General features: G+C 73.1%; 23 protein-coding genes and 1 pseudogene. 16 read left to right on the forward strand and 8 right to left on the reverse strand.

What is annotated here, in order from left to right; genetic code table 11:
• From ABZ840_RS21750 to ABZ840_RS21775, 6 genes and pseudogenes are all read left to right on the forward strand, one after another.
• Window positions 1–95 (forward strand): annotated as a pseudogene (locus tag ABZ840_RS21750) (2-hydroxy-3-oxopropionate reductase); the annotation flags it as partial.
• Between the two features lie 127 nt (window positions 96–222).
• Window positions 223–828 carry a TetR/AcrR family transcriptional regulator gene (locus ABZ840_RS21755; RefSeq protein ID WP_361561728.1) on the forward strand — a complete coding sequence of 202 codons (606 nt, stop codon included), beginning with the start codon at window positions 223–225 and terminating at the stop codon, window positions 826–828.
• A 155-nt stretch (window positions 829–983) separates the two neighbouring features.
• Window positions 984–1526, forward strand: a complete 543-nt coding sequence (locus ABZ840_RS21760; RefSeq protein WP_361561729.1) for an SUKH-4 family immunity protein — start codon at window positions 984–986, stop codon at window positions 1524–1526.
• Window positions 1527–2071: 545 nt separating this feature from the next.
• On the forward strand, window positions 2072–3229 hold the full coding sequence (locus ABZ840_RS21765) for an acyl-CoA dehydrogenase family protein (RefSeq protein ID WP_361561730.1): 1158 nt from the start codon (window positions 2072–2074) through the stop codon (window positions 3227–3229).
• Between the two features lie 120 nt (window positions 3230–3349).
• Entirely contained in the window at window positions 3350–4108 is a 759-nt protein-coding gene (locus ABZ840_RS21770; protein ID WP_361561731.1) for an SDR family NAD(P)-dependent oxidoreductase, read from the forward strand.
• Window positions 4109–4156: 48 nt separating this feature from the next.
• A complete protein-coding gene (locus ABZ840_RS21775) occupies window positions 4157–5329 on the forward strand; it encodes a thiolase family protein (protein ID WP_361561732.1) in 1173 nt (390 codons plus the stop codon).
• A gap of 9 nt (window positions 5330–5338) precedes the next feature.
• On the opposite strand, the gene ABZ840_RS21780 is transcribed toward ABZ840_RS21775, so the two are convergent.
• Window positions 5339–6409: an MBL fold metallo-hydrolase gene (locus ABZ840_RS21780; RefSeq protein WP_361561733.1), complete on the reverse strand. Its 1071-nt coding sequence runs from the start codon at window positions 6407–6409 to the stop codon at window positions 5339–5341.
• A 231-nt stretch (window positions 6410–6640) separates the two neighbouring features.
• On the opposite strand from ABZ840_RS21780, the gene ABZ840_RS21785 reads away from it, so the two are divergent.
• From ABZ840_RS21785 to ABZ840_RS21800, 4 genes are all read left to right on the forward strand, one after another.
• Entirely contained in the window at window positions 6641–7405 is a 765-nt protein-coding gene (locus ABZ840_RS21785; RefSeq protein WP_361561734.1) for a crotonase/enoyl-CoA hydratase family protein, read from the forward strand.
• An 82-nt stretch (window positions 7406–7487) separates the two neighbouring features.
• On the forward strand, window positions 7488–9176 hold the full coding sequence (locus ABZ840_RS21790; protein WP_361561735.1) for an AMP-binding protein: 1689 nt from the start codon (window positions 7488–7490) through the stop codon (window positions 9174–9176).
• An 88-nt stretch (window positions 9177–9264) separates the two neighbouring features.
• The gene (locus ABZ840_RS21795) at window positions 9265–9780 is read left to right on the forward strand and encodes a GNAT family protein (protein WP_361561736.1); all 516 of its coding nucleotides are present in this window, start codon (window positions 9265–9267) and stop codon (window positions 9778–9780) included.
• 518 nt (window positions 9781–10298) lie between these two features.
• Window positions 10299–11327 carry a hypothetical protein gene (locus tag ABZ840_RS21800; RefSeq protein WP_361561737.1) on the forward strand — a complete coding sequence of 343 codons (1029 nt, stop codon included), beginning with the start codon at window positions 10299–10301 and terminating at the stop codon, window positions 11325–11327.
• An 84-nt stretch (window positions 11328–11411) separates the two neighbouring features.
• On the opposite strand, the gene ABZ840_RS21805 is transcribed toward ABZ840_RS21800, so the two are convergent.
• Entirely contained in the window at window positions 11412–13694 is a 2283-nt protein-coding gene (locus tag ABZ840_RS21805; protein ID WP_361561738.1) for a glycosyltransferase, read from the reverse strand.
• A 435-nt stretch (window positions 13695–14129) separates the two neighbouring features.
• Between ABZ840_RS21805 and ABZ840_RS21810 the strand changes: the two genes are divergently transcribed.
• From ABZ840_RS21810 to ABZ840_RS21820, 3 genes are all read left to right on the forward strand, one after another.
• Window positions 14130–14921, forward strand: a complete 792-nt coding sequence (locus tag ABZ840_RS21810; RefSeq protein ID WP_361561739.1) for an N-acetyltransferase — start codon at window positions 14130–14132, stop codon at window positions 14919–14921.
• Window positions 14922–15072: 151 nt separating this feature from the next.
• On the forward strand, window positions 15073–16818 hold the full coding sequence (locus ABZ840_RS21815) for an IlvD/Edd family dehydratase (protein WP_361561740.1): 1746 nt from the start codon (window positions 15073–15075) through the stop codon (window positions 16816–16818).
• Window positions 16819–16915: 97 nt separating this feature from the next.
• Window positions 16916–17644, forward strand: a complete 729-nt coding sequence (locus tag ABZ840_RS21820) for an FCD domain-containing protein (protein ID WP_361561741.1) — start codon at window positions 16916–16918, stop codon at window positions 17642–17644.
• A 70-nt stretch (window positions 17645–17714) separates the two neighbouring features.
• On the opposite strand, the gene ABZ840_RS21825 is transcribed toward ABZ840_RS21820, so the two are convergent.
• From ABZ840_RS21825 to ABZ840_RS21840, 4 genes are all read right to left on the reverse strand, one after another.
• Window positions 17715–17906: a hypothetical protein gene (locus tag ABZ840_RS21825; RefSeq protein ID WP_361561969.1), complete on the reverse strand. Its 192-nt coding sequence runs from the start codon at window positions 17904–17906 to the stop codon at window positions 17715–17717.
• A 50-nt stretch (window positions 17907–17956) separates the two neighbouring features.
• Window positions 17957–18232, reverse strand: coding sequence for a hypothetical protein (locus ABZ840_RS21830; RefSeq protein ID WP_361561742.1), 276 nt, complete (start codon window positions 18230–18232; stop codon window positions 17957–17959).
• 180 nt (window positions 18233–18412) lie between these two features.
• The gene (locus ABZ840_RS21835; RefSeq protein WP_361561743.1) at window positions 18413–18832 is read right to left on the reverse strand and encodes a CBS domain-containing protein; all 420 of its coding nucleotides are present in this window, start codon (window positions 18830–18832) and stop codon (window positions 18413–18415) included.
• A gap of 193 nt (window positions 18833–19025) precedes the next feature.
• On the reverse strand, window positions 19026–19430 hold the full coding sequence (locus ABZ840_RS21840) for a rodlin (RefSeq protein ID WP_361561744.1): 405 nt from the start codon (window positions 19428–19430) through the stop codon (window positions 19026–19028).
• A gap of 520 nt (window positions 19431–19950) precedes the next feature.
• Between ABZ840_RS21840 and ABZ840_RS21845 the strand changes: the two genes are divergently transcribed.
• Both ABZ840_RS21845 and ABZ840_RS21850 read left to right on the forward strand, forming a co-directional pair.
• Window positions 19951–20748 carry a putative protein N(5)-glutamine methyltransferase gene (locus ABZ840_RS21845; protein WP_361561745.1) on the forward strand — a complete coding sequence of 266 codons (798 nt, stop codon included), beginning with the start codon at window positions 19951–19953 and terminating at the stop codon, window positions 20746–20748.
• Window positions 20749–20882: 134 nt separating this feature from the next.
• Window positions 20883–21953, forward strand: coding sequence for a glutathione S-transferase C-terminal domain-containing protein (locus tag ABZ840_RS21850; protein WP_361561746.1), 1071 nt, complete (start codon window positions 20883–20885; stop codon window positions 21951–21953).
• 21 nt (window positions 21954–21974) lie between these two features.
• Here the strand turns inward: ABZ840_RS21850 and ABZ840_RS21855 are convergent, their stop codons facing one another.
• Window positions 21975–23627 carry an amidohydrolase gene (locus ABZ840_RS21855; protein WP_361561747.1) on the reverse strand — a complete coding sequence of 551 codons (1653 nt, stop codon included), beginning with the start codon at window positions 23625–23627 and terminating at the stop codon, window positions 21975–21977.
• A gap of 101 nt (window positions 23628–23728) precedes the next feature.
• A complete protein-coding gene (locus tag ABZ840_RS21860; RefSeq protein ID WP_361561970.1) occupies window positions 23729–25240 on the reverse strand; it encodes an APC family permease in 1512 nt (503 codons plus the stop codon).
• 249 nt (window positions 25241–25489) lie between these two features.
• Here ABZ840_RS21860 and ABZ840_RS21865 point away from each other — a divergent pair, with 249 nt between their 5' ends.
• Window positions 25490–26206, forward strand: coding sequence for a TetR/AcrR family transcriptional regulator (locus ABZ840_RS21865; protein WP_361561748.1), 717 nt, complete (start codon window positions 25490–25492; stop codon window positions 26204–26206).
• Window positions 26207–26264: the final 58 nt, after the last annotated feature.

Here is a 26264-nt window from a genome sequence, read left to right on the forward strand (position 1 = left end):
TCGCCTCCCTGCGCGCCCAGGGCGACGGCGGCCTGGACCACTCCGCCCTCCTCCGCGGCGTCGAGCGCCTCTCCGGCCTCCCCACCCAGGGCTGACCCACGGGGACACCTGACGGAACGCCGCCCGGTAGCGCCACCGGGCGGCGTTCTGCTGTGTGCGGGTGGGCGCGCCCTCCGCCCCGTACACTGATGCAACGTTCGTTAAGTCCTGGGGGGGGCGACGGTGCAGCCTGCCGGTCAGAGGGCCATTCTCGATGCCGCCCGGCACGAGTTCGCCGGGCGCGGATACGGCGCGGCGTCCATCCGGGACATCGCCCGGCGGGCCGGCGTCAGCCTCTCCGCGATGTACCACTACTACTCCGGCAAGCAGGAGCTGCTGCACGCCCTGCTGCACGAGAGCAGCCTGCGGTACTTCGCCTCCTGCGACGAGGAGCTGGCGCGGTCCGGCGAGGACGCGGGGGAGCGGCTGGCGGCGCTGGTCCGGGCGACCGTCCGCTACCGCGCCGAACGCCGGCTGGAGAGCAGTCTGCTGCTCACCGAGTGGCGCCATCTGTCCGAGGACCGGCTGAAGGAGGCGCGGCAGCGGCAGTACGACGGCTCGCGGCTCTTTCACGAAGTGGTCGACGCCGGCGTGTCGCAAGGAGTTTTCCGTACGCCGCATCCGGAGGACGCCCGGCGCGGCGTGATCGCCATGTGCAACGCGGTGGCACAGTGGTATCACGAGGGCGGCGATGTCGGAGTGGACGAACTCGCCGAGCGGTACGTGGAGTTGGCGCTCGTTCTGGTCGAGTACCGGCCGGCGGGCAGCCTGCCGCGCCGGTCCCGCTGACCTTCCGTGGGGCCCCACTTAACGACCGTTCAACTCTCTTTCCCGCCCCAATCTGCTCCTTCGCGCCGTGCCGACTGGTCAGATGTCCGACTCGCCGGACGGTTGTTCCCGGTAGAGTCCCGCCGCGTGCGATCAGCCGTGGGGGAGGGGCTCCTGTGCCGAAATATGAAGAGCTGGTGGCGTGGGCCGGTGCCGGGCACGTCGTCCGTGCCGAGCCGGACGCCGTGGCGGGGTGGCGGATACCGGAGCGGCAGAAGGAGTTACTGGTGACCACCGGCATACCGGTGGTGGACAACCTCATCGGTACGGCGTCCTTCCAGTACGAGCCCGAACCGCAGCTGCGCACCCGTGACGGCCGGCTGCTGTACCGGCTGACGCAGAATACGCACGGCAGCCGTTCGTCCGCGTTGACCTGGGCATTCGGTGTCGATCCCGACTCCGGCGCGGTGTACTACGTACTGCCCGACGGCGAGGCGTGGTTCGCCAACTCCTCGATAGAGCTGTGGCTTCGTACGCTGCACCACTACGGGCTGCACGTCAGCAGGTCGGCGATCCTGAACGATCCGCACGGCGAGGAGGACGCCGCCGTGGCCGAGCTGGGCCGGCTGGCCGTGCAGCTGAAGGCCATCGACCCGCCGGCCTTCGACGGGTTCGTCGGCTACATCTGGGTCGAGTTCCTGGAGAGATGGCTCTGGTGAGCCTCCACAGAGGCGCTGACGGGGCTCGGGCGGCCCGGGTGCGGGCGAGGACCGGCCGATCGGTCTCGGACCATTAGCGGTCTCTTTGCGCCGACTTGCCGGTCGGTTTTCCGGCGCCGCCGTGGTGGCCCGCTGCCCGGCCGCCCGTACCGTCCGGGCCGGTCAACTCACCGTTCACCCGCGCCGACCAGCGGCTTTGCCCCATGGCCGGGCAGCGGGCCGGATCTCGGCCGGGCCGCGTGCGGCGGGTACGGCAGCGGCCGCGGATGTGCGAGCGCCACACCGGGAAGCTGTGTGGCGCATGGTGCGGATGGGCCGCCGCGGCCCGGGGTGCGGCGTACGTGATACAGCGGCCCGCCTGCGGAGGTGCCGGGCCGGGCCGCCGTACGGAGGTGGGGCCGCCGCCCGCGCCGGACGGGGCTGGCGGGGCTTCCGCCCGCGCCCTGGACAGGACTTCCGTGCAGCCGTAACTTAACGATCGTTCGTCAGCGGGGCGCGCCCGGGACACGGGCGCACCACGGAGGTGCGACGGAAGGGGCCCAGGGGTGCGGCGGACGGTGTTCAACGAGGACCACGAGGCGTTCCGGGAGACGCTGCGGAGCTTCATCGCGAAGGAAGTCGTCCCCGTCTTCCCCTCCTGGGAGCAACAGGGCCACCCCGACCGGGACTTCTACCGCCGCCTCGGCGAGCTGGGCGTGCTCGGCATCCAGGTGCCCGAGGAGTACGGCGGCGGGGGCGAGGCGAGCTTCAAGTTCAACGCGGTCGTGATGGAGGAGGCCGCCCGCGCCGGGGTCTCCTTCGGCGGCCACTCCGTGCACTCCAACCTCATCCTGCCCTACCTCCTCGCGTACGCCACCGAGGAGCAGAAGCGCCGCTGGCTGCCCGGCTTCGCCGCCGGCGAGATGATGACCGCCATCGCCATGACCGAACCGGGCACCGGCTCGGATCTCGCGGGCATGCGGACCACGGCCGCACTCTCCGCCGACGGCGGGCACTACGTGCTCAACGGCGCCAAGACCTTCATCACCGGCGGCGCCCTCGCCGACCTGGTCCTCGTGGTCTGCCGCACCTCGCCGCCCGACCCCGGCGACCGCAGGGCCGGCCTGTCCATCCTGTGCGTGGAGTCCGCGAGCGAGGGCTTCGCCGTCGGCCGCAAGCTGGACAAGATCGGCCTGAAGTCCTCCGACACCGCCGAACTCTCCTTCACCGACGTGCGGGTCCCGGCGGAGAACCTGCTCGGCGAGGAGGGCCAGGGCTTCGCCTACCTCACCCACAACCTTCCGCAGGAACGCCTGACCATCGCCCTCGGCAGCACCGCGGCGGCGACGGCGGCGGTGCGCTTCGCGACCGAGTACGTCAAGGACCGCACCGTCTTCGGGAAGCCCGTCGCCGCCTTCCAGAACACCAAGTTCGTGCTCGCGGAGTGCGCCGCCGAGACCGAGGCCGCGCAGACCTTCGCCGACCGGGCGCTGGAGCTGAACGACGCGGGTGAGCTGAGCGTCGCCGACGCCGCCAAGGCCAAGCTGTTCTGCACCGAGGTGGCCGGCCGGGTGATCGACAAGTGCCTTCAGCTGCACGGCGGCTACGGCTATATGACCGAGTACCCGATCGCCCGGCTGTACGCGGACACCAGGGTCTCGCGCATCTACGGCGGCACCAGCGAGGTCATGAAGACGATCATCGCCAAGTCGCTCGGCCTCTGACTCCCGGCCGCCCGGCCCCTCCGGCTGCCTGCCTCCGCCGGCCCCCTCCCGCTGTCTCCCTCCCCCGGACCACGAGCCCGCTCCCTTCCGGCCGCGAAGGGCATCCAGAAAGGCACCCGCATGCAGACCACCGGAATCTCCGCCGTCGTCACCGGCGGCGCCTCGGGCCTGGGCCTGGCCACCGCCCAGCGCCTGCGGGCCGGCGGCGCCGAGGTCGTCCTGCTCGACCTGCCGTCCTCCGACGGCGAATCGGTCGCCAAGGAGATCGGCGCGGCCTTCGTCCCCGGCGACGTGACCAGCGAGGACAGCGCCGCCGAGGCCGTGACCGCGGCCGCCGCGCGTGCCCCCTTGCGCGTCACCGTCAACTGCGCCGGCATCGGCGGCTCCGTACGCGTCGTCGGCAAGGACGGCACGGTCGACACCCTCGAACACTTCAGCCGGATCGTCCACGTCAACCTCATCGGCACGTTCAACGTCCTGCGCCTGGCCGCGGCCGAGATGGCGCGGACCGAACCGGTCGACGGCGAGCGCGGCGTCATCATCAACACCGCCTCCGTCGCCGCGTACGAGGGCCAGATCGGCCAGCACGCGTACTCCGCCTCCAAGGGCGGCATCGTCGGCATGACCCTGCCGCTCGCCCGCGACCTCGCGGCGCGCGCGATCCGGGTGATGACCATCGCGCCGGGACTCTTCGACACCCCGCTGCTCGGCCGCGCGCCGGAGCACGTCAGGGAGGCGCTGGGCAAGCAGGTGCCGCATCCGCGGCGGCTCGGCACGGCCGCCGAGTACGCCCGGCTCGTCGAGGCGATCATCGCCAATCCGATGCTCAACGGCGAGGTCATCCGCCTGGACGGCGCGATCCGCATGTCCCCCAAGTAGCGGTCCCACGGTCCCTTCCCCCTGCCTCCTCCAGGACGGAGCTTCCCCATGCGCGACGCCGTCATCGTCGACGCCGTACGTACCCCCATCGGCAAGGGCAAGCCGGGCGGCGCCCTCTCCGGCGTCCACCCCGTCGATCTGTCGGCCCATGTCCTCAACGCGCTGGCCCGGCGCACCGGCCTGGACCCCGCCCTGGTCGACGACGTGGTCTGGGGCTGCGTCTCCCAGGTCGGCGAGCAGGCGGGGTGCGTCGGCCGGTACTCCGTGCTCGCGGCCGGCTGGCCCGAGTCGGTTCCGGGGCTGACCGTGGACCGTCAGTGCGGGTCCTCGCAGCAGGCCGTGCACCAGGTGGCCGCCGGCGTCATCGCGGGGCAGTACGACATCGCGGTGGCGGGCGGCGTCGAGGCGATGTCGCGGGTCCCGATGGGTGCCGCGCGGGCCGGGAACGAGTACGGCAGGCCGTTCGGGCCGCTGGTCGCCGAGCGCTACGACCACGTCCGCTTCAACCAGGGCGTCGGCGCCGAGATGATCGCCGAGGAGTTCGGGCTGTCCCGTACCGAACTGGACCAGCACGCCCTCGACTCGCACGCCAAGGCCGCCCGCGCCATCGACGAGGGCCGCTTCGCCGGACAGCTCGCGCCCGTCACCGTCCCGGACGGCGACGGCGGCGAGCGGGTCGTCGACACCGACGAGGGGGTGCGCCGCGGCGGCAGCCTGGAGAAGCTGGCCGGCCTCACCACCCCCTTCAAGGAGAACGGCGTCATCTCCGCGGGGAACGCCTCGCAGATCTCCGACGGCTCGGCCGCGCTGCTGATCACCACCGGCGAGATCGCGCGACAGCACGGCTGGACCCCGATGGCCCGGATCCACACCGCCGTACTGGCCGGCGTCGACCCGATCACCATGCTCAAGGGCCCGATCCCGGCGACGGAGAAGGCGCTGAAGCGCTCCGGTCTGTCGGTCGGCGACATCGGGGCCTTCGAGATCAACGAGGCGTTCGCTTCGGTGTCGCTCGGCTGGCAGCGCACCGTCGGCGCCGACTACGGGCGGCTGAACGTCAACGGCGGCGCCATCGCGCTGGGCCACCCGCTCGGCGGCTCCGGCGCCCGCCTGATGACCACCCTGGTCCACCACATGCGTGACCAGGGCATCCGCTACGGCCTCCAGTCCATGTGCGAGGGCGGCGGCATGGCCAACGCCACGGTGCTCGAACTGCTCTGACCGGGGCGGTCAGGCCGGTGCGACCGGGGCCCAGGCGACCGGCCGCCCCGGCGCTCCGGCGTGTTCGGTGATCTCGCCGCGGGTGGCGAGGAGCTTGAGGTGGGCGAGGGTCTCGGCCAGGGCGAAGCGGCGCTGCTGGAGGCCGAACTCCTGCCAGCTGCGTGACCATTTGAGGTCCGCGGCGAGCTGCCAGGCGGTGGCGCCGGGGGACGCGGTGACCGCGGCCAGGGTCTCGGCCAGCCGCTCGGTGTGGTGCCGGGCGATGTGCGCGAGCCGCTGGTCCAGCTGACCGAAGCGGTACTCGTGCGCGGGCAGCACCTCGTCGACGTCGTAGCCGGTCAGCTTGTCCAGCGAGCGCAGGAAGTCCGCGAGCGGGTCGCCGGTGCTCTGCAGCATGTATCCGATCGACGGGGTGATCCGCGGCAGCACGTGATCGCCCGAGAACAGCAGCTGCCGGTCGGGCGCGTAGAAGCAGGAGTGCCCCGGGCTGTGGCCCGGCGTCCAGACGACCCGCAGGTCCAGGCCGGGCAGGGTGATGCGCTCGCCGTCCTGGAGAAGGACGTCCGGACGCGGGGCGCGGAGCAGCCGGTCGGGGTCGATCGCGTCGGCGGTGGCGTTCGCGTCGGCGAGCGCCATGCCGTGCCGGGTGAGGTGGCCGACGTAGCCGCGCCGCCACTTCTCGTACGTGTCCAGCTCCGGGCCGACCGTACGGGCGTCCAGTTCGTGCAGGGCGACGTACGCGCCGGAGGCCTCGCGGACCCGGCCGGCGAGTCCGAGGTGGTCGGCGTGGTTGTGCGTGACGAGCACGGCCCGGACGTCGGACACGCCGTATCCGACGCTCGCCAGGCCGTCGTTGAGGGCCTGCCAGGAGATGTCGGCGTCCCAGCCCGCGTCGATCAGGGCCAGTCCGTCGCGGAGTTCGAGTGCGTAGACCAGGACGTAGCGCAGCGGATTGTCGGGAATGGGTACGGGGAGGGACCACAGGCCGTCGCGGACGCGTTCGACGGGCGGCAGCACTCCGTCCTGCCAGGCCCGCCACTGCACGTGGCCGGTGATCTCGGCTGTTGCGTCGGCTGTCACAGCAGTCGGTCCCTTCGATGTGCCCCAACGACGGCGAACGAGCGTTAAGTTTACAGGCCAACCATCGGGCGGGGCAGGGGTAAGGATCATCTCGGCCACGGAGGAATCGCGGGCAGGTGAAGGTTTTTGGACCTTCCGACGGGACCTGGACAGGGCCGGGTGTGCCGTCTTAGCTTAACGATCGTTCGTCTGCGTGTGATCTCCGTGCCCGCCGTGCCGTCAGGAGCCCTCATGTCCGATGTGGTCCGCACCGAGTACGCCGACGGCGTCGCCGTCATCACGATCGACCGCCCGGAGGCCCGCAACGCGGTGAACCTGGCCGTCTCCGAAGGCGTCGCCGCGGCCCTGGACGAGCTGGACGCCCGGGACGACCTCGCCGTCGGAGTCCTCACGGGCGCGGGCGGCACCTTCTGCGCCGGAATGGACCTCAAGGCGTTCCTGGCCGGTGAGCGGCCCAGCATCGAGGGGCGGGGCTTCGCCGGGCTCACCGAAGCGCCGCCCCGCAAGCCGCTGATCGCCGCGGTCGAGGGGTACGCGCTGGCGGGCGGCTGCGAGGTGGTCCTCGCCTGCGACCTCGTAGTGGCCGCCGAGGACGCGAAGTTCGGCCTCCCCGAGGTCAAGCGCGGGCTGGTCGCCGCGGCCGGCGGACTGCTGCGGCTGCCGCAGCGGCTCCCGTACCAGGTCGCCATGGAACTCGCTTTGACCGGCGCCTTCCTGCCCGCCCCGAAGGCCCACGCGCACGGACTGGTCAACCGGCTCACCGAGCCCGGCGGGGCGCTGGCCGGCGCACGGGAGCTGGCCCGGGAGGTCGCCGCCAACGGGCCGCTGGCCGTCCGGGTCTCCAAGCAGGTGATCGCCGGGGCGCCGTCCTGGCCGGCGGACGAGACGGCGGAGCGGCAGCGGGCCCTCGTCGAGCCGGTGTTCGCCTCGCAGGACGCCAAGGAAGGCGCCCGCGCGTTCGCCGAGAAACGCCCGCCGCGCTGGACGGGGCGCTGAGGCGGGCGGGGCCGCTGAGGCCGCTGAGTACCGCCGCCCGTAGCAGGCGCCCGCAGAGACCGACACCCCGAGGAGTCGCACCGTGTCGCGTACCGCACTGGCCTACCCTTCCCTGCCCGCCGGAGCCGTGCTCGCCGGGGCCGCGCGGCGCTTCCCCGACCGGCTCGCGCTGACCGACGGGCGCGCGGGCCTGACGTATGCCGAGCTGTACGACCGGGCGTTGCGGTTCGCGCGCGGGCTGCGCGAGCACGGCGTGGCGCCGGGCGAGACCGTGCTGCTGATGATTCCCAACTGCGCGTGGTTCCCGGTGGCGTACTGGGGCACGCTGCTGGCCGGCGCGGTCGTCAGCCCGGCCAACCCCGCTCAGCCCGCCGTCCCGCTCGCCGCGCAGCTCGCCGACTCCGGCGCCCGCGCCGTGATCGCGTACGCGGGCGCGCTGCCGTCCGTGTACGCCGCCGACGCGCCGGGCGTGCGCTTCACCGCGGTCGTACCGGGACCGGAGGACTCCGGGGGCCCGGCCGGTGACGGACCACCGGCCGCCGTTCCCGAAGCCCCGGCGGGCCGGACCGTGCTGGCCGTCGACGACCTCCTGGCGTACGGCCCGGCCGAGCCCGTGCGCCGGGCCCCCGGGGATCTGGCGCACCTGGCGTTCACCGGCGGCACCACCGGCCGGTCGAAGGCCGTCCGCGTGCTGCACCGCAATGTGATCGCCAATGTCGCGCAGACCGTGTGGGTACGGGCCGCCGGGCGGCTGTACGACGACGGCGGGGTGGTCGGCGTACTCCGCGACGAGGCGGCGGCCACCCCGCACCACTCCGTGCACGGCGCCGACACGACGCTCTCGGTGGCCCCGCTCTTCCATGCGATGGGCCTGATAGGCATGGCCGCTCACACCGCCATCGGCACCACGGCCGTGCTGCACGACCGCTTCGACCCCGTGCGCTACCTGGACGACATCGAGGCGCACCAGGTGGGTTCGGTGGGCGGCTCACCCACCATGTACCGGGCCCTGCTGGCCTCTCCGGCGAGCACCGGGCGGCGCCTGAAGTGCGTACGCCACATCAATTCCGGGGCCGCGCCGATGGACCCGGAGACGCGGCGGCGGCTCGCCGGGCTCTTCCCGGAGGCGCTGTTCACCGAGGGGTACGGGCTCACCGAGGCCACCATGGCGCTGGCGATGTGGCCGCTGGACGCCGAGGCCGGGACCCCGCACGGCACGGTCGGCGTCGCGCTCCCCGACACCCGGCTGTCCATCCGTGATCTGCTCGACCCGGCGCGCGAGCTGCCGGTGGGGGAGACCGGCGAGCTGTGGGCGCGCGGCCCGCAGATCACCGACGGGTACGAGGGGCACCCGGAACTCACCGCCGAGCAGTACGCCGACGGCTGGCTGCGTACCGGTGACATCGGCCGGCTGGACGAGCGCGGCCACCTCTTCCTGTCGGGGCGTGCCAAGGACATGCTCATCTACAAGGGATACAACGTCTATCCGCTGCACCTGGAGGACATCCTGGCCGGGCATCCCGCGGTGGCGGCGGCCGCCGTGATCGGCGCGCCGGCGGCGGACGCGGGCGAGATACCGGCCGCCTACGTGGTGCTGCGGAACGGCGCGACGGCCACGGCGGAAGAGCTGATGGCGTACGTCGCCGAGCGCGTCGCGCCGTACCAGCGGGTGCGCGAGGTGCATTTCACCGACGCGCTGCCGGTGTCGGCGGCGGGCAAGGTGCTCAAGACCTCTTTGCGGGAGCGGCATGCCGCCCGGAGCGCCGAGTAGACCCCGCGCCGGACCCCGTGCCGTGAAGATCACGGCGGCCGGGCGGCACCGGTGCGGCGGCGGTGCCCGGCCGCTAGCGTCATGGCGTATGCAGACGACTCTGTACGGCGCCGACGTGGTGCTGCGTCCCGCCACGTCGGACGACATCCCGGCCCTGGCCGCGATCCGGGCCGAACCCCAGGTGTACGCGTGGTGGCGGGGCGGAAACGATCTGGCGGCCGCGGTCGCCGATGACCTCGCCTCGTCCGGCGAGTTCGCGTACGCGATCGAGTACGGAGCCCGGATCATTGGCGCGATCCAGTGGTCTCAGGAGTCGGATCCGGACTATCGGCATGCGAATATCGACATCTATCTGACGTCCGCGCTGCACGGCCGGGGGCTGGGGACGGACGCCGTGCGCACGCTCGCACGCCACCTGTTGACGGAGCGTGGTCACCACCGGATCACCATCGACCCGGCGGCGGACAACGGGGCGGCCATCCGCAGTTACCGGAAGGTGGGGTTCCAGCCGGTCGGGATCATGCGCCGGTACGAGCGCGGACCCGACGGCACCTGGCACGACTCGCTTCTGATGGATCTGCTGGCCGACGATCTGACGGGCTGAACGGTGTCGTTGATCGCTCGGAGGGGTAGTTCGCCTCAGGTCTCTGGCATATGCCGGAACGCCTCGGTGGGCGGTCGGAAGCGGTCGAGATGGCGACAGGGCGTGAAATATACGCCGTCGACTTCGGTCGGGGAGAGGGGAATTAAGTTCATCATCGATCAGGACGAGCTGTTTCGCGGTGCTCCGCGACAGATATATGCGTAGTTGAATAGAGCGCCACACCGCTCGCCGGAGGGCGTGTCGCCGTCCGGTCGGACCGGCGTGCGCGCGGGGAACCGGAACCCGTCGGGCGGAAGTGACGCGGAGTGGCGCGAGGCAACTGCGGCGGTCTGCCCGGTCGTCGGCCGGGCGCGGAGAGGAACGATTTTTCCCGTGCATGATGTGACACGTTCGACCCCTTCCGCTGAAACGATTCCCCGCTACGCTCGCTGGTCCCCGGACGCCGTCGGCCCGGCCGTCGGCGCCCAACCGGAATGCCCCCTCGTCCCGTTGACGTCGAGAGAAACGAGCCCCGCGCGATGACGCACACCGCCAGGACCGCCTTCGGCTACTTCGACCAGGCTCTTGCCCTGGAACCCGGCCGCTACGAGAGGGCCCGGCGCCGGCACCGCCAGATCACCGCGGGGCTGAAGAACGCGGGCCTGATCGAGAGCAGCTGTCTGCAGGGCAGCTTCGCCCGCAAGACCCGTATCGCCCCGCTGGACGACGTCGGCATGGTGATGGTCTTCCACCGGCGCTTCGCCCGCCTCGTCAAGCGCCCCGGCGGCGCCGCCGACGCCATGGCGATGCTCTGCGACGCGGTCACCGAGGCGTTCCCCGGCTCCCGGTTCGGCGACGAGGACCGCACCTCCCGCGCCCTCCAGGTCACCTTCGCCGACCTGGACGTGACCTTCGGCCTGACCCCGGCGCTCGCCGACCCGCGCTGCACCGACCTGCTCACCGCCGACTGGGAGCGGGACTCCTGGGAGCGGTCGGCCGTCCGCACGCTCAACCGCGTCATAGGCAGGCACGACCACGCCACCGACGGCCGCTTCGTCCACCAGGTCCGGATGCTGAAGGCGTTAAGGAACGGCCACCCGGCGCTGCGCGAGACGCGCGGGCTGCTGTGGGAGGCGCTCGCGTACGAGGCGGTCTCGGGGCCGCGGCAGCACACCGACGCGGTCGCCACGGCGCTCACGCACGCCGCGCAGGCCGTCTCCGGCCCCGTCCTGGACCCCACCGGCTCCACGGACCTGACCGAGGGCTGGTCGCGGGAGCAGCGCCGGGCCCGCGCCGAGGTACTGGCCGCGCTCGCCGCGCAGGCCGCCGAGGCCCGCCGCCGGGAACGGTCCGGTGACCACGAGGGCGCGATCCGCGTCTGGCACGGCGTGTTCGGGGCGCCCTTCCCGGCCACGGCCTACGACGCTGAACAGGTCGGCGGCACCGGGCACCGAGCGGCGCGCCGGGGCAGCGCGCCGAGCCCGCGCGTCCGTACCTTCGGCCCCTTCACGACCCGCCCGGTGACCTGGTCCGTCTTCGCGGGCGCGACCCGGTCGCCCGTACGGTGAAGCAGGCCGGCGGGGCACCCGCCGGCCTGCCGCGCGCCCGCATGGACAGCGCTGCGGCCGCCGGGGCACCGCTCCTACGGACCGTCAGGCGGTGTCCCCGGCCGGCAGGTCGCCGACTTCCTGCAGATGCGCGCACCGCGGTGCCGCCGCGTGGGCGGCCGCGGCGTCCGGGGCCGGGGCCGGGGCGGTGACCAGGGCCAGGTCGTTGGCGTCGGTGAAGTAGGGGCGGACCCGCGCACGGGCCGCGCCCTCGCCGCGGTACGCCGACGGGTGGGTGTCGATGTCCTTGCGGGCGACGATGTCCCCGCCGATCCGCCCGATCCGTACGGCCATGCCGTCCGGCAGCACCAGCCGCAGGTCCCAGAACTCCCGGTCCTGCGGCGTCGCCCCGGTCACGTGCCCGGTGAAGTCCACGTGCGGCAGCAGACAGCAGAACCGGCCGGCGCCCAGCTCCGTCGCGGGCAGCCGCAGCACCGTGGGCCGGTCGCCGCGGCGCGTCGCCGTCACCACCGCGCCCGGCGTCAGCACGGCGCCCAGCAGCTCCGCCTCGACGTAGGTGACCGAGGGCCCGACCGCGACCCACACCGCCTCCGCGTGCGCGGCCCGCCGCCACACGCGCAGCACCAGCCGGCCGCTGTCGGTGGCGTACGGGATCCAGGACCGCACGGCGTCGGCGGTCACCTCCGGGGCCCGGCCGACCAGCGCGGCCCGCTCGACCATCGGCGTGCGCACGTGCCGCTGCACCCCGTCGGCGCGCCGCCGTACCCACACCTCCCAGTAGCCCTCGGCGAGTGACATCCGGGGCAGTCGCAGCCGGGTCCGGTACGGGCCGCCCCGGCCCTCCCGGGCGGGCGGCGGCAGCGGGACCCGGATCTCCTCGGCGGAGTCGCGGCGGCGCAGTACGAGGTCGGCGGGGCCGGCCAGCCCCGCGGCAGGGAAGGTCAGTTCCAGCGCACCGTCCTCGGCCGCCGCGCAGCGCGCCACGGGACGCAGCTTGCGGGCCGTGCCGTCGGCCCGCGCGGCAGCGGCGGGAGAGATCCGCCGCACCACGCCGAGCAGCGGTCCGGCCGTGGCGGGCCGCTGGAGGAGGGGGCGTACCGCGCGCCCGGCGAGCTCCCGGCCGGCGCGCAGCAGCCGGTCGTGCAGCGCCGGCCCGGCGCCGCCGCGCAGCGCGTGCGACCCGTGGGGCTTCTGCCGCGCCCGCGGTGCGCCGCCGCCCTTGCCGGTGCGCGCGGCGAGGTCCTCGAAGAGCTTCACGTAGGCGTGCGCGATCGCCGAGGGCGCGTAGTCCAGCGCCTTGGCGCGGGCGGCCGCGGCCATCGCGGCCCGCCGCTCGTCGTCCGCGATCAGGTCCAGCAGCGCGGCCGCGAACTCGTCGGCGTTCCCCGGCTCGACGAGCAGCCCGTCCACCCCGTCGGCGATGATCTCGCCGGGCCCGAACGGGCAGTCCGTGGAGACCACCGGCAGTCCCGCGTGCATCGCCTCCACGATCGTCATGCCGAAGGACTCGCCGTCCGAGGAGACGGCCGCGATCGAGCCCTTGGCCCACTCCGGTTCGATCGGCGCGTGCGCGCCCATCATCGTCACCTGCTCGCACAGCCCCAGCTCGTGGATGCGGGCCCGTAGCGCCGGAGCTTGCGGGCCGCGCCCGTACAGCCGCAGCTTCCAGTCCGGCCGGTGCTCCACGACGCGTGCGAAGGCGTCGATCAGCAGCCGGTAGTTCTTGATCCGGATGAGCCGGCCGGCCGCGACCACGAGCTTGTTCCGGCCGGTGGAGGGCGAGACGTCCGGCTGCGGTACCGCGTTGGGGATGCAGCGGATCTCGGTGGCGACGTCGGGCAGCGCCTCGCGGTAGATCCGGGCGTCCTGCCGGGAGACCGTGATGAACGCGTCCAGGTGCGCCACCGCCGCGTTCTGCGCCGCGCGCTGGTCCGGCCCGTGCATGTCGTGGGTGAGGTGTTCCTGGCCGACGAGGAGGGCCCGGGCGGGCCCGAAGCGGGCCAGGTAGACGTTGATGCCGGGACGGGTCCCGATGATCACGTCCGCGTCGGTGCGGCCGAGGTAGTGCTCGATCCGCTCGTCGACCAGCGCGCTGCACATCTTGTACGGGCCGTCGCAGGCGGGATAGACGCGCGAGGGGTTGCCCTTCGGGTCGTGCGCGGGGTCGAAGCCGGGCTGATCCCTGCGGGCCTCGACCAGCGGCACGACCCGTACCCGCGGGTGGACATGCAGGGACGGCTCCGCGCGGCTCCGGATTATCGAGACGATCTCGACGTCGTGCCCGGCCTCCGCCAGTGCGCCGGAGAGGTTGACGGTGGAGCGGATGGTGCCGCCGATGCCGTAGAGGTTGAAAAGAAGGAAGCACACCTTCAGCCGGCGTGCTGCCGATACGGGGGGCGCTGGACACGCCGCCGCTTCGGGAACCATGCCTGACACGACCACGTCGTCACGCTTCTGCACAGAACTGGAGAATATGACGCTAATTGTGACTCTATGAGTTTTCGCGGCCGCGTGTCGCAAAGCGGCCCCCCAAACGGCCTATAAGCATCGGGCCTGGTGGCAGGGGGTGCACGAGGGATCGACCCGGCCGCTGGGAGAACCCGGAGGGCGTGGTGCGCACGGTGCGGGCGGTCGCGCCGAGGTGCGGCGCGTCCCGGACAATCGGGCCCGCGGCGGCCGGCGCCAGGAGCTGCTCCTCGGCCACCCGGGCACGCCGTCCGGCGTCCGGAAGGCGGCTGCGCAGATATGCGCCGCGGCGGAAAACCCGTGGTCACCCTGGCCACGGTGTGCGAAAGTCCGGCCGTGACAGACATCGACGACATCCGTATCACCCCGCTCTCGGAGCGCCCGTCGCTGGGCGCCCGGGTTTACGAAATAGCCGAGACCTGGCCGGTGTTCACCGCGCACGAGCCGGTCGTGGGCGCGTTGCTGAGCCGGGTCCTGGTGGACTTCCCCGAGTACTGCGTGGTGGCCACGGACGGCGACCGGATCGTGGCGCGGGGCCTCGCCGTGCCCTTCGACGCGGCGGGCGAGGGGCGTGCGGCGGCGCCGGAGCAGGGGTGGGACCGGGTGCTGGGGTGGGCCTTCGAGGACCGGCGGCACGGCCGCCCCCCGACGGCGGCGAGCGCCCTGGAGATCACGGTGGACGCCGCGTACCTCGGCCGCGGCCTGTCGTACCGGATGCTGGCCGCGCTGCGCGACGCGGCCGTCCGGCAGGGCCACGACGTACTGATGGCCCCGGTCCGCCCGACGGCCAAGCATCTGGAGCCCCGCGTCCCCATGGCCGAGTACGTCGGCCGGCTGCGTGCGGACGGCCTGCCCGCCGACCCGTGGCTGCGCGTCCACGTCAAGGCCGGCGGCACCATCGAGCGGATCGCGCCCGCCTCGATGACCGTCAGCGGCTCGCTGGCCCAGTGGCGCCAGTGGACCGGCCTGCCCTTCGACCGCGACGGTGACGTCGACGTCCCCGGCGCGCTGACCCCCGTCCACTGCGACACCACGCAAAACCACGCCGTCTACGTCGAACCCAACGTGTGGGTGCGGCACGATCTGCGGCCGCGCCCCGCCGGAGAACGGCAGGCGGCGGACGGCTGACGGGCCGCCAGGGGGCCGTCGGCCGCCCGGACGGGGCGGTGCACGGGTATGGACGCGGCCGGGTTCTATCGTGCTTTGATAGCACCATTGGACGGGTGGTGAGGGGGCGACTCGGCCGCGGCCACCCCGGACCGCGTCGGAAGGACGTCACATGACCGTGCACGACCGGCAGCAGCCCGCAGCGGCCCCGCTCCGCTCCCGGGCCTGGTTCGGCGACGGCGGCAAGAACGGCTTCATCACCCGGCACGCGCTGCGCGGCATGGGCCGCGGCGGGCACAACTTCGACGGCCGGCCGGTCATCGGCATCTGCAACACCTACTCCGAACTGAATCCCTGCAACGGCCACTTGCAGCTCATCGCGGATGCCGTGAAGCGCGGCGTGCTCCAGGCCGGCGGCTTTCCGCTGGAGTTCCCCGCCATGTCGCTGGGCGAGCCGATCATGCGGCCCACCACCATGCTCTACCGCAACCTCGCGGCCATGGAGATCGAGGAGCAGATCCGCGCCAACCCGATGGACGCCGTCGTCCTCCTCACCGGCTGCGACAAGACGACACCCGCGGCGCTCATGGGTGCCGCGAGTGCCGGTGTGCCCGCGATCGTCTTCACCGGCGGCCCGATGCTCAACGGCCGCTTCCGGGGGCGTGACGTGGGCTCCGGTACGGATGTGTGGCGGATGACCGAGGAACTGCGCGCGGGCACCATCACCCAGGAGGAGTTCACCGAGTTCGAGAGCTCGCTGAACCGCAGCGCCGGCCACTGCATGACCATGGGCACCGCCTCCACCATGGCCTGTCTCACCGAAGCGCTCGGCATGATGCTCCCCGGCGGCTCCGGGCTGCCGGCCGTCGACTCCCGCCGCGGCACCCTCGCCGAGGAGACCGGCGTCCGCGCCGTCGCGCTGGCCGGCAGCGACCTCACCCCCCAGCGCATCATGACCCGCGCCGCCTTCGAGAACGCCATCCGCGTCAACGCCGCCATCGGCGGCTCCACCAACGCCGTCCTCCACCTCCTCGCCCTCGCCGGACGCCTCGATGTCCCCCTCGCCCTGGACGACTTCGACCGGCTCGGCGCCGAACTCCCGCTGCTCGTCGACCTGATGCCCTCCGGCCGCTTCCTGATGGAGGAGTTCGCGTACGCGGGCGGACTGCCGGCCCTCATCAACGACATCGCCGGTCATCTGCACCGCGACACCGTCACCGTCACCGGCCGCGGCCTGCTGGACAACTGCGCCGGCGCCGAGGTGTACGACCGCGAGGTCATCCGCCCGCTCGACCGGCCCGTCCAGCCCGCCGGCAACGGCACGGCCGTACTGCGCGGCAACCTCGCACCCGGCGGCGCCGTCATCAAGCAGTCCGCCGCCGACCCCGCGCTGCTCGCCCACACCGGGCCCGCGCTGGTCTTCGACTCGCTGGAGGACTACCTCGCCGTCGCCGAGGACCCCGCCCTCGACGTCACCGCCGACACCGTCCTCGTCGTCCGAAACAACGGGCCGAAGGGCTACCCCGGCATGCCCGAGGTGGGCAACGTGCAGCTGCCGAAGAAGCTGCTCGACGAGGGCGTGCGCGACATGGTGCGGATCTCCGACGCCCGCATGTCCGGCACCGCGTACGGCACCTGCGTCCTGCACGTCGCCCCAGAGGCGGCCGTCGGCGGCCCGCTCGCCCTCGTCCGCACCGGCGACCCGGTACGCCTGGACGTGCCCGGGCGCCGGCTCGACTTCCTGGTCGAGGACGCCGAGCTGGAGCGCCGCCGCGCCGCCTGGCAGCCGCCGCGCGCGCATGCCGAGCGCGGCTGGCGCTACCTCTACGACCGGCACGTCACCCAGGCCGACACCGGCGTCGACCTGGACTTCCTGCGCGGCGCCAGCGAATCGGCGCCGCCCCGCCAGGCGTTCTGACCCCGGCCCGCCGGGAGCCGCGGAAGGTGTGACAATCGGCGGGGCGGCAACCGGCCGGCCGTCCCGCGGCGGGGCACACGAGAAGACGGGGAACGGCGTGGAACTTCAGGGCCTGCACGGGCAGGTGGTCGACCGCATCGGCCGGTCGCTCGCCGCGGACGAGATCCGCGCGGGCGAGGTCCTGCGCCTGGAGGACGTACAGGAGCGGTACGGCGTCTCGCGCACGGTGGCGCGCGAAGCGGTCCGCGTCCTGGAGTCCAAGCGGGTGGTCACCAGCCGCCCCCGCGTCGGCATCACCGTACGCCCGCTCGCCGAGTGGAACCTCTACGATCCGCAGATCATCCGCTGGCGGCTGGCCTCGCCCCGGCGCGAGGCCCAGCTGCGCGAACTGGCCGAACTGCGGGCCGCCGTCGAGCCGTCCGCCGCCGCCCTCGCCGCCTCCGGCGCGCCACCCGGCGCCCGCGCCGCGCTGACCGGGCACGCCCGCGCCATGGCGGTCGCCGCCCGGACCGGCGACCGCGCGGCCTTCGTCGCCGCCGACGCGGCCTTCCACCGCGCCCTGCTCACCGCCTCCGGAAACGGCATGTTCGCCCAACTGGCCGAGGTGACCGAGGAGTTGCTGGTGTCTCGGCGGGAGCTCGCGCTGATGCCGACCGCCCCGGACCCGGCCGCCGTGCGCTGCCACCAGGAGGTCGCCGACGCGGTCGCCGAGGGTCGCCCCACCGATGCCGCGCAGGCCGTCGTCCGTGTCCTCGACGCGGCCCGTGACGAGGTGGAACGGCTGCTGGAGAGCGGGGCCACGGGGGCGTGCGCGTACCCGGGCTGAGCCCGGACGGCCCGAGGCGCGGGGCGTCGCCCAGAAGCAGACGCTCAGAAGTAGTCGCAGAAGCAGACGCTCAGAAGTAGACGATGCGTACGACCGTGACCGTCAGCACGCTCTCGCTCACGTAGTAGCGGATCACGACGCCGGCGACGGTCGCCTCCCGCCGCTCCCGCTCCTTGTCGATCGACGCGGAGCCGTGTCCGTAGGGATCGTCGGCGAGCCGGCGCATTCCCGCGTCGAAGCGGGTCCGTAAGGAGGTGTCCATGGCATCGCGGGCCTGGTCGGCCGGCGGCGCGTACTGCAGGCGGCGACGGCTCACGCCACCTCCGGCCGGCTGTCGTCGGCCGGTACGGCACCGATGTCCTCGCCCCGCTCCAGGCGCTCGAAGAGCTCCTGGTCCTCCAGCTCGGCGCCGGTGCCGCCCAGGGCCCAGCGGGCCAGCCGGGCGGGCAGCTCGGCGGCCGGGACATGCGGGATCTCCTGGTCGAACGCGCGTGCCTGCTCCTCGTCGAGAACGGCCCGGATACCGGCAATGGTGCCGGGCAGCTCCACGACCTCGCCGCCGATCACCGTCTTCAACGTCGCTTCCACGGCCGACCTCCTCGCGCGACCTTCGTCGCGCCGGTGACCACCGTACGCCCATCGGACCCGGTCGTGTCCCGTGTACCGGCAAGACCCCGGGCCCCTGGGCAGCCGTACGGCGCGGCAGGGCCGTGGACCCGCGGTACGGGTCCACGGCGGGCGGGAGACGGTGCAGGGGGAGGGGACGGGTCAGCGCTGTGCCGTGATGCTCTGGGTCCAGTCGGCCATCTGGTCATCGGTGAGGTGACCGGCCAGATCGGCCTCGCTGATCATGCCGACCAGCCGCTTGTTCTCGATCACCGGGAGCCGGCGGATCCGGTGGCCCTGCATCTCGTCCAGCACCTCGGTGACGTCGGCGGTCGCGTCGATCCAGCGGGGCGTGCCCTGCGCCATCTCGCCCGCGGTGACGCGGGTCGGATCGTGGCCCATGGCGACGCAGCCGACCACGATGTCGCGGTCGGTGAGGATGCCGCACAGCCGCTCGTCCGCGTCGCTGATCGGCAGGGCGCCCACGTCGAGCTCCCGCATCAGCTGCGCCGCGCGGTCCAGGGTCACGTCCTCGGGGATCCACTGGGCGCCGGGATGCATGATGTCTCCGGCAGTGGTCATGGAGATACCTCCCATGCCGGACGGCCGGCGCGACGCCGGACGCGCCGCAGGTCCCGGCCCTCCCATTTTCGTCCTCGGCCGGCGCCCCCGCATGTCCGCCCGGGGTACCCCGTGGGCCGTCCGGACCGGAACGCCCCGCGGGGCACCCCCGTCGCCGTGACGGTGGTGCCCCGCGGAGTGCTGCGGATACGGCTCAGCCGTTGCCCTGGCCGTTCCCGGACAGGATCGGCAGGTCGTCCACGATGTGCGACAGCGGCTCGTCGCCCTTGTTCTGCGTGGAGTTCTTGGTGCACTGCTGGTTCTGCGGGTTCGACAGGACGTTGACGTCCTGCACGGCGATCGGCACGAGGCCGATCAGCGCGCCGACGTTGGCCTTCGCCGGAAGGCCGACGCACAGGTCGTTCAGCGAGTTCTGCACCAGGCCCGCCTGCGGGCTGAGGTTACCGCCGGTGGCCGAGTTGCCGTACGACGTCGAGGCGCCGTTGCCGCTCGCGTTGGTGGCCCCGTCGTCGTGACCGAGGGCGACGGCACTGCCCGCACTGGCGGCGAGGCCGGCGGTCGCGAAGGTCAGGGCGGCCAGGGTGGCACGGATGCGCATTTCTCTCCTATGGACAACATAAGGAAGGGAGGAAGGCCCCAGTACATCCCCATGCGCGTACTGTCCTGTCTTATTCACCCGTTCATCGGCGTGTCCGCGTTCGTGTCCCTTGGTATGCCGACATGGATACCTGGGCAGTGGTGACACCGTGTCTCACAGTGTCGGCGACACCGGAGACCGAACCGGCGGGCCGCCGCACCACCACGCCACCCAGACCCCGTAGCCAGGTGGCCGCGCGGCCCGCCGGCCCCCCGCCCCGCCTGCCCGTCAGATCCCCCGGCGACGGCCGGAATTCGTCGTGCGGGCGGGCCGGCATCGGGTAATCTGGCCGTCGCCGGTGATCATGCCGGCCCAGGACCGAGGAGGTGAGACCCATTACCGCTGCAACAGGACGGGTCCTCCCTGCTCGCGTCCGCACGGTCCCCGCGGCACCCCTGCCGTAGCGACCGGAGGAGGGAGCCCGCCCGGCATCCGCCAGGCACCCGAAAGGCTTCCCGTGTCGCTTCTCGTTTCTCCCCGTATGCGCTCCCTCCGTTCCGCCGCCGTCAGCCGCCTCCGCGAAACCGGCTCGGTCTTCGCCGAGGACGAGGCGGACCTGCTGCTCGCCACCGCCGCCACCCCCGCCGACCTCGACGCCATGGTGGAGCGGCGCGCCGCCGGCCTGCCGCTCGAACAGGTGCTGGGCTGGGCGGAGTTCTGCGGCCTGCGAGTGGCCGTGGCCCCCGGCGTCTTCGTGCCCCGCAGACGTACCGAGTTCCTCGCCGGACGGGCCGTCGCGCTCGCCACCGCAGCCCCGCCCGGCGCCCGCGCGGTCGTGGTCGACCTGTGCTGCGGCTCCGGCGCGGTGGGTGCCGCGCTGGCCGCCGCGGTCCCGGCCCCCGGCGTGGAGCTGTACGCGGCCGACATCGACCCGGCAGCGGTCCGCTGCGCCCGCCGCAACATCCCCGGCACCGTGGGCACGGTGAGCCGGGGCGATCTGTACGAGGCGCTGCCGGACACCGTGCGCGGCCGGATCGACGTCCTCGTCGCCAACGTTCCGTACGTCCCCACGGACGAGGTCGGGCTGCTGCCGCCGGAGGCCCGGGAACACGAGCCGCTGGTCGCCCTGGACGGCGGCGCCGACGGGCTGGACATCCTGCGCCGGGTGACGGCCGGGGCGCCGCGCTGGCTGGCCCCGGGCGGCCACCTCCTCGTCGAGACGAGCGCACGCCAGGCGGCGTCGGCGGCCGGGGTGTTCCGCCGCAGCGGCCTGACGCCGCAGGTGGTCACGTCGGCGGAGCAGTACGCGACCGTCGTCATCGGCACCCCCGCCGCCTGAGCCCCCGGTGCCCCACGGCGCGCCCGGAGCGGCCGGTCGCGCCACACGGGCCGATGTGCGGTGAGGATCGGATCATGGCGGGAACCCTCCCCCCAGAGACCGGCCACCCGCACACGGGAAGGAGACGGACCGCGATGACCGCGCACCGTTCCGCCGACGCCAGCACACACCAGGACGACGAAGCACCAGGGAGCGCATCCGACGGCAACACCGAGTACGGCAGGAAGTCCTTCAAGCGGTCCCGGAGCCACTTCGCCGACCGCATCACCGCCGACGGCCGGGACGGCTGGCCCGTCGAGCCCGGCCGCTACCGCCTGGTGGTCAGCCGCGCCTGCCCCTGGGCCAGCCGCGCCCTGGTCTCACGCCGGCTGCTGGGGCTGGAGGACGCGCTGTCGCTGGCGATCACCGACCCGATCCAGGACGACCGCAGCTGGCGCTTCACCCTGGATCCGGACGGCCGCGACCCCGTACTGGGCATCCGCTACCTCAGCGAGGCGTACGACGCGCGCGAGACCGGCTACCCCGGCGGCGTCAGCGTGCCCGCGATCGTGGACGTGCCCAGCGGCAAGCTGGTCACCAACGACTTCCAGCAGATCACCCTCGATCTCGCGACCGAGTGGACCGCGCTGCACCGCCCCGGCGCGCCCGACCTCTACCCGGAGCCGCTGCGCGCCGAGATCGACGAGGTCATGGACGGCGTCTACCGGGACGTCAACAACGGCGTGTACCGGGCCGGCTTCGCGACCGGGCAGCGCGAGTACGAGGCGGCGTACGAGGACGTCTTCCGCCGCCTGGAGTGGCTGTCGCAGCGGCTCGCCGACCGCCGTTACCTGGTCGGGGACACCCTCACCGAGGCGGACATCCGGCTCTTCACCACGCTGGTGCGGTTCGACCCCGTCTACCACGGCCACTTCAAGTGCAACCGCTACAAGCTGGCCGAGGACCCGGTGCTCTGGGCGTACGTGCGCGACCTCTACCAGACGCCCGGGTTCGGCGACACCGTCGACTTCGACCACATCAAGCGCCACTACTACCAGGTGCACACGGGGATCAACCCGACGCAGGTCGTGCCCCGCGGCCCCGACCTCGCCGGCTGGCTCACCCCGCACCACCGCGAGCAGCTGGGCGGCCGCCCCTTCGGCGACGGCACCCCGCCGGGACCGGTACCGCCCGGCGAGGAGGTGCCGCCCGCCGGGCGGCCCTGACGTCTCCGGGACGCGTGGACCTCAGGCGTCGTCGGCCGTGTGCACGCGGACGCCGCCGACGTACGTCTGAAGGACCCGGGTCGTCGCGATGTCCGCCGGACCCTCGAAGGGATCGCGGTCGAGGACGGCGAGGTCGGCGAGGTTGCCGGCGCGGATCGTGCCGGTGTCGTCGAGGTGGTTCACGTAGGCGCTGCCGGCGGTGTACGCGGCGAGCGCGGCCCCGAGGTCGAGGCGCTGCTCGGGGAGGAACGCCGGTGCCTCGGGGCCGGCGCCCGGCTGGCGGCGGTGGACGGCGGTGTGCAGCGCCGCCATCGGGTCGGGGCTGCTGACCGGCCAGTCGCTGCCGGCGGCGAGCGTCGCGCCGGAGCGGTGCAGGTCGCCGAAGGGGTACTGCAGGGCGGCCCGCTCCGCGCCCAGGAACGGGATGGTCAGGTCGTCCATCTGCGGTTCGTGGGCGGCCCAGAGCGCCTGGATGTTGGCGGTGGCGCCGAGCCGGCGGAAGCGCGGCACGTCGTCGGGGTGGACGATCTGCAGGTGCGCGAGGTGCGGCCGGTTGTCCGTCCAGCCGTTGGCCTCGCGGGCCGCCGCGACGGCGTCGAGGGATTCCCGTACGGCCCGGTCGCCCAGCGCGTGGAAGTGCACCTGGAAGCCGTGCGCGTCCAGCTCCGTGACGTACCGGCGCAGCGCCCCGGGCTCGATGAAGGAGATGCCGCTGTTGTCGGAGGCGCAGCCGCAGGCGGTCAGGTAGGGGTGCAGGAGGGCGGCCGTGTGGTTCTCGGCGATGCCGTCCTGCATGATCTTCACGGTCGTCGCGCGCAGCCGCCCGGCCGTCAACTCCTCGCGCTTTGACAGGAGTTCGGGCAGCTGCTCGGTGCCGCGGGCCCGGTCCCACCACAGCGAGCCGGTGACCCGGGCGGTCAGCCGGCCGGCGCCGACGGCGGCCGCGTAGGCGGGGGCCGGGTCGGCCATCCCGGCGTGGTTGCCGAGCAGCGCGTCCTGCCAGGCCGTGATGCCGTACGAGTGGAGCAGCGCCTGCGCCCGCAGCAGCCCTTCGGTGAGCGTGTCGAGGCTCGGTTCCGGCACCACGGCGGCAACCAGGGTCATGGCGCCTTCCTGAAGCATCCCGGTGGGGTGACCGTCGTCCTCCCGCTCCAGGCGCCCGTCCGCCGGGTCGGGCGTCCGGGCGTCGAGCCCGGCGCGTTCCAGCGCGCGGGTGTTGGCCCAGCCGCCGTGGTGGTCGCGGTTGACCAGGTAGACGGGGCGGTCGGGCACCAGCGCGTCGAGGAACTGGCGGGTGGGCGTGCCGCCGGGGAACGCCTCCATGGACCAGCCGCCACCGGTGATCCACTCGGCGTCCGGGTGCGCGTCGGTGTACGCGCGGATGCGGCGCCGGTAGTCCTCGGCGGTGACCGCGCCGCTCAGGTCGCACTGCCCCAACTCGACGCCGCCGCCCACCGGGTGGACGTGCGCGTCCTGGAAGCCGGGTATGAGCAGCCGCCCGCGCAGGTCCACGACCTCGGTGCGCGGGCCGATGAGCGCGCGTACCTCGTCGTGGCCGACGGCGACGATGCGTTCGCCGCGTACGGCGACGGTGGTGGCGCGACTGCGCGCCGGGTCCACGGTGTGCACGGGGCCGCCGGTGAAGACGAGGTCGGCGGGGTGCGAGTGGGGCATGACCGGGCTCCTGGGTCGGTGGGGCGGTGATGTCGTACGGAGGCGTATGGGGGGTGCGGGGTGGTCCGGAGTCGTATGGGGGAGCGGGGCGGGGGCGGTGGTCAGCGGGCGGGTTCGGTCGGCGCCGCGGCGGGTCCGGCTCCGGCCGGCCCCGCCCCGCTGCGGCCTCCGGCCAGATCGATGGCTTCCGAGTCCGTGCCGCGCCCGGTGAGGAAGTACGGTGAGCGCCGCCCCCACTTGGCCCGCGCCGCGACCACCAGCCCGGAGGCGACGATCAGGCCGGGCACGAGGAGCATGAACCAGCCGTTGTCCGGACGGGCCTCGAAGTGGTCGCTCATGGTCGCGTAGTGGTGGGCGAGATAGCCGCCCAGCCCGAAGAGCGTCAGCCCGCTGACGGCGGGGATCGCCACGCCGGTCAGCGCGGCGCGCCCGCCGGCACGCACGTCGGCGCGGAAGCGCAGCGCGCAGGCCAGCGCGGTCAGGCCGTAGTAGAGGGAGACGACCAGCCCGATCGAGTTGACCGCGGCGAGGATCATTTCGTTCAGCTTGGGGATGCCGAGGGCGAGGACGGCGACGGCCGCGGCGATGGCCATGATGAGGACCGTACCCACGGCGGGCGTGCCGAAGCGGGGGCTGACCTTCGTCCAGACGTCGCCGAGGGTGCGGTCGCGGCCCATGGCGAGCGCGCCGCGCGCGGTGGGGATGATGCTGGACTGCAAGGAGGCGAAGGCGGAGCACATCAGGGCGGCCAGCGGCAGCGACGCCCAGGGTTCGGGGGCCAGGTGCGCGCCGAGGAAGGTGAGCGCCTGCGGGCCGTTGCGCACCAGTTCGCCGTCGCTCATGACGCGCTGGAAGGAGACGGCGGCGAACACGAACAGCGCCAGCATGACGGTGAGGGCGATCAGCCCGCCGCGCGCCGCGTCCCCGGCGCTCTTCGTCTCCTCGTTCACGGTGAACGCCGCGTCCCAGCCCCAGTAGATGAAGACGGCGAGGATCAGGCCCTGGGCGAGCGAGGTGGCCGAGCCGATCTCGAACGGGTTCAGCCAGGCGAAGGAGAACGGCTGATCGCCGACAACCAGCCCCCAGGTACAGAAGGCCAGCAGCACGGCGTACTCGAAGACCAGCAGCCAGAGCTGCAACCGGGTGGCGGAGCGGACACCGGTGACAGCAGTGACCGTCACGACAACCAGCGCGACGAGACCGATGACGGTACTGGTCGCCGTGGAGTTGGGATCCAGCACGACACCGAACACGGTGCGCACGCCCACCTTATTGAGGAACTGCAGAATCACCGACCCGGTGATCGCCCCGGTGTACGCCATGAAGACGACGTTGCCGACCATGACGACCCAGCCGGTGAGGAAACCCGGCCAGGGTCCGATGGAGCGGCCGACCCACGTGTAGCCATTGCCGCAGTTGGGTTCGGAGCGGTTGAGGCGGGCGTACGAGAGGGCGATGCCGAGGATCGGCAGGAACGCCAGGACCAGCAGGGCGGGCGTCTGGCGGCCCGCGTACACGGCGAGGGTGCCCATCCCGATGCCGATGCTGGTGGTCGCGGCGGTACTGGAGGCGGCGATGGCCACGCCGTCCTTGACGCCGAGCGAGCGGCGCATACGAGTGCCCGGCGGAGCGGGCGGCACAGCTGAAGGCACGGGGACACGCTCCTTGGACGGGGGAAGGAGGGGCGCCCGGTGACCGGGGGCCAGGAGCGGTGGAGCACCGCGTGCGCCGATGAAACAGCCGCGGCAGTCGTATGTCAATGATGTTGACGTAAGTCGCCCGCAATGAGGTCACAGGTAGGTGATTGACTGGTCCGCGCACCCGGGCACCGCCCGGCTCCGACGACGAAGGGCTGACCGACCGTGGCACCACCCGACCGCGTCACACCCGACCGCGTCACCGCCGAACGCCGGCGACGGCGCCCCACCAAGAGCGGCGTGGTCCTGTCGGCGGAGATGATCCTCGACAAGGCGCGTGAACTCCTCGACGAACACGGCGCCGAGGCGCTCACCATCCGCAGGCTCGGCACCGCCCTCGGCGCCGACCCCAGCGCGGTCTACCGCTACTACCGAGGCGCCGAGGACCTGCTGCTGGCCCTGGGGGACCGGCTCATCGGCGAGGCCCTCGACGCCTTCCGGTCCGACGACCACGAGGACTGGGGCGAAGCCCTGCGGGAGTTCGGCCGGTGCGCCTACCGCGCGGCGCTGCACCACCCGCGCGTAGCCACCCTCAGCACCTACCGCGTCACCCGCCGCCCCAACGAACAGCGCGCGGTGGAAACGGGCATCGGCCTACTCCGCCGAGCCGGCTTCGACGACGCCACCGCCGTACGCCACTACCACGCCTTCATCGACACCGTCCTCGGCCACGCGGCACTGGACGCCGCGGTCCTGCGCCTCCCGGAGGACCAGCGGGCGGGCGACGCCCAGGCCTGGAGCGAGGCCTACGCCGAACTCCCCGCCGAAGACTTCCCCCACCTCCACGCGGTACGCCCCCACCTCCCCACAATGGCGACCCCCGCCGTCGAACACACCATGGACCTACTACTGACGGCCCTACGGGCACAGGCGCCGGCCTAGCCGGCCGACCAACAGTTCAGACATTCCATTCCAACGTGAGGAGTGAGGGCGCGGATGT

Origin of the sequence: Streptomyces sp. NPDC047117 (assembly GCF_040643545.1) — a bacterium.
Classification (GTDB): domain Bacteria; phylum Actinomycetota; class Actinomycetes; order Streptomycetales; family Streptomycetaceae; genus Streptomyces.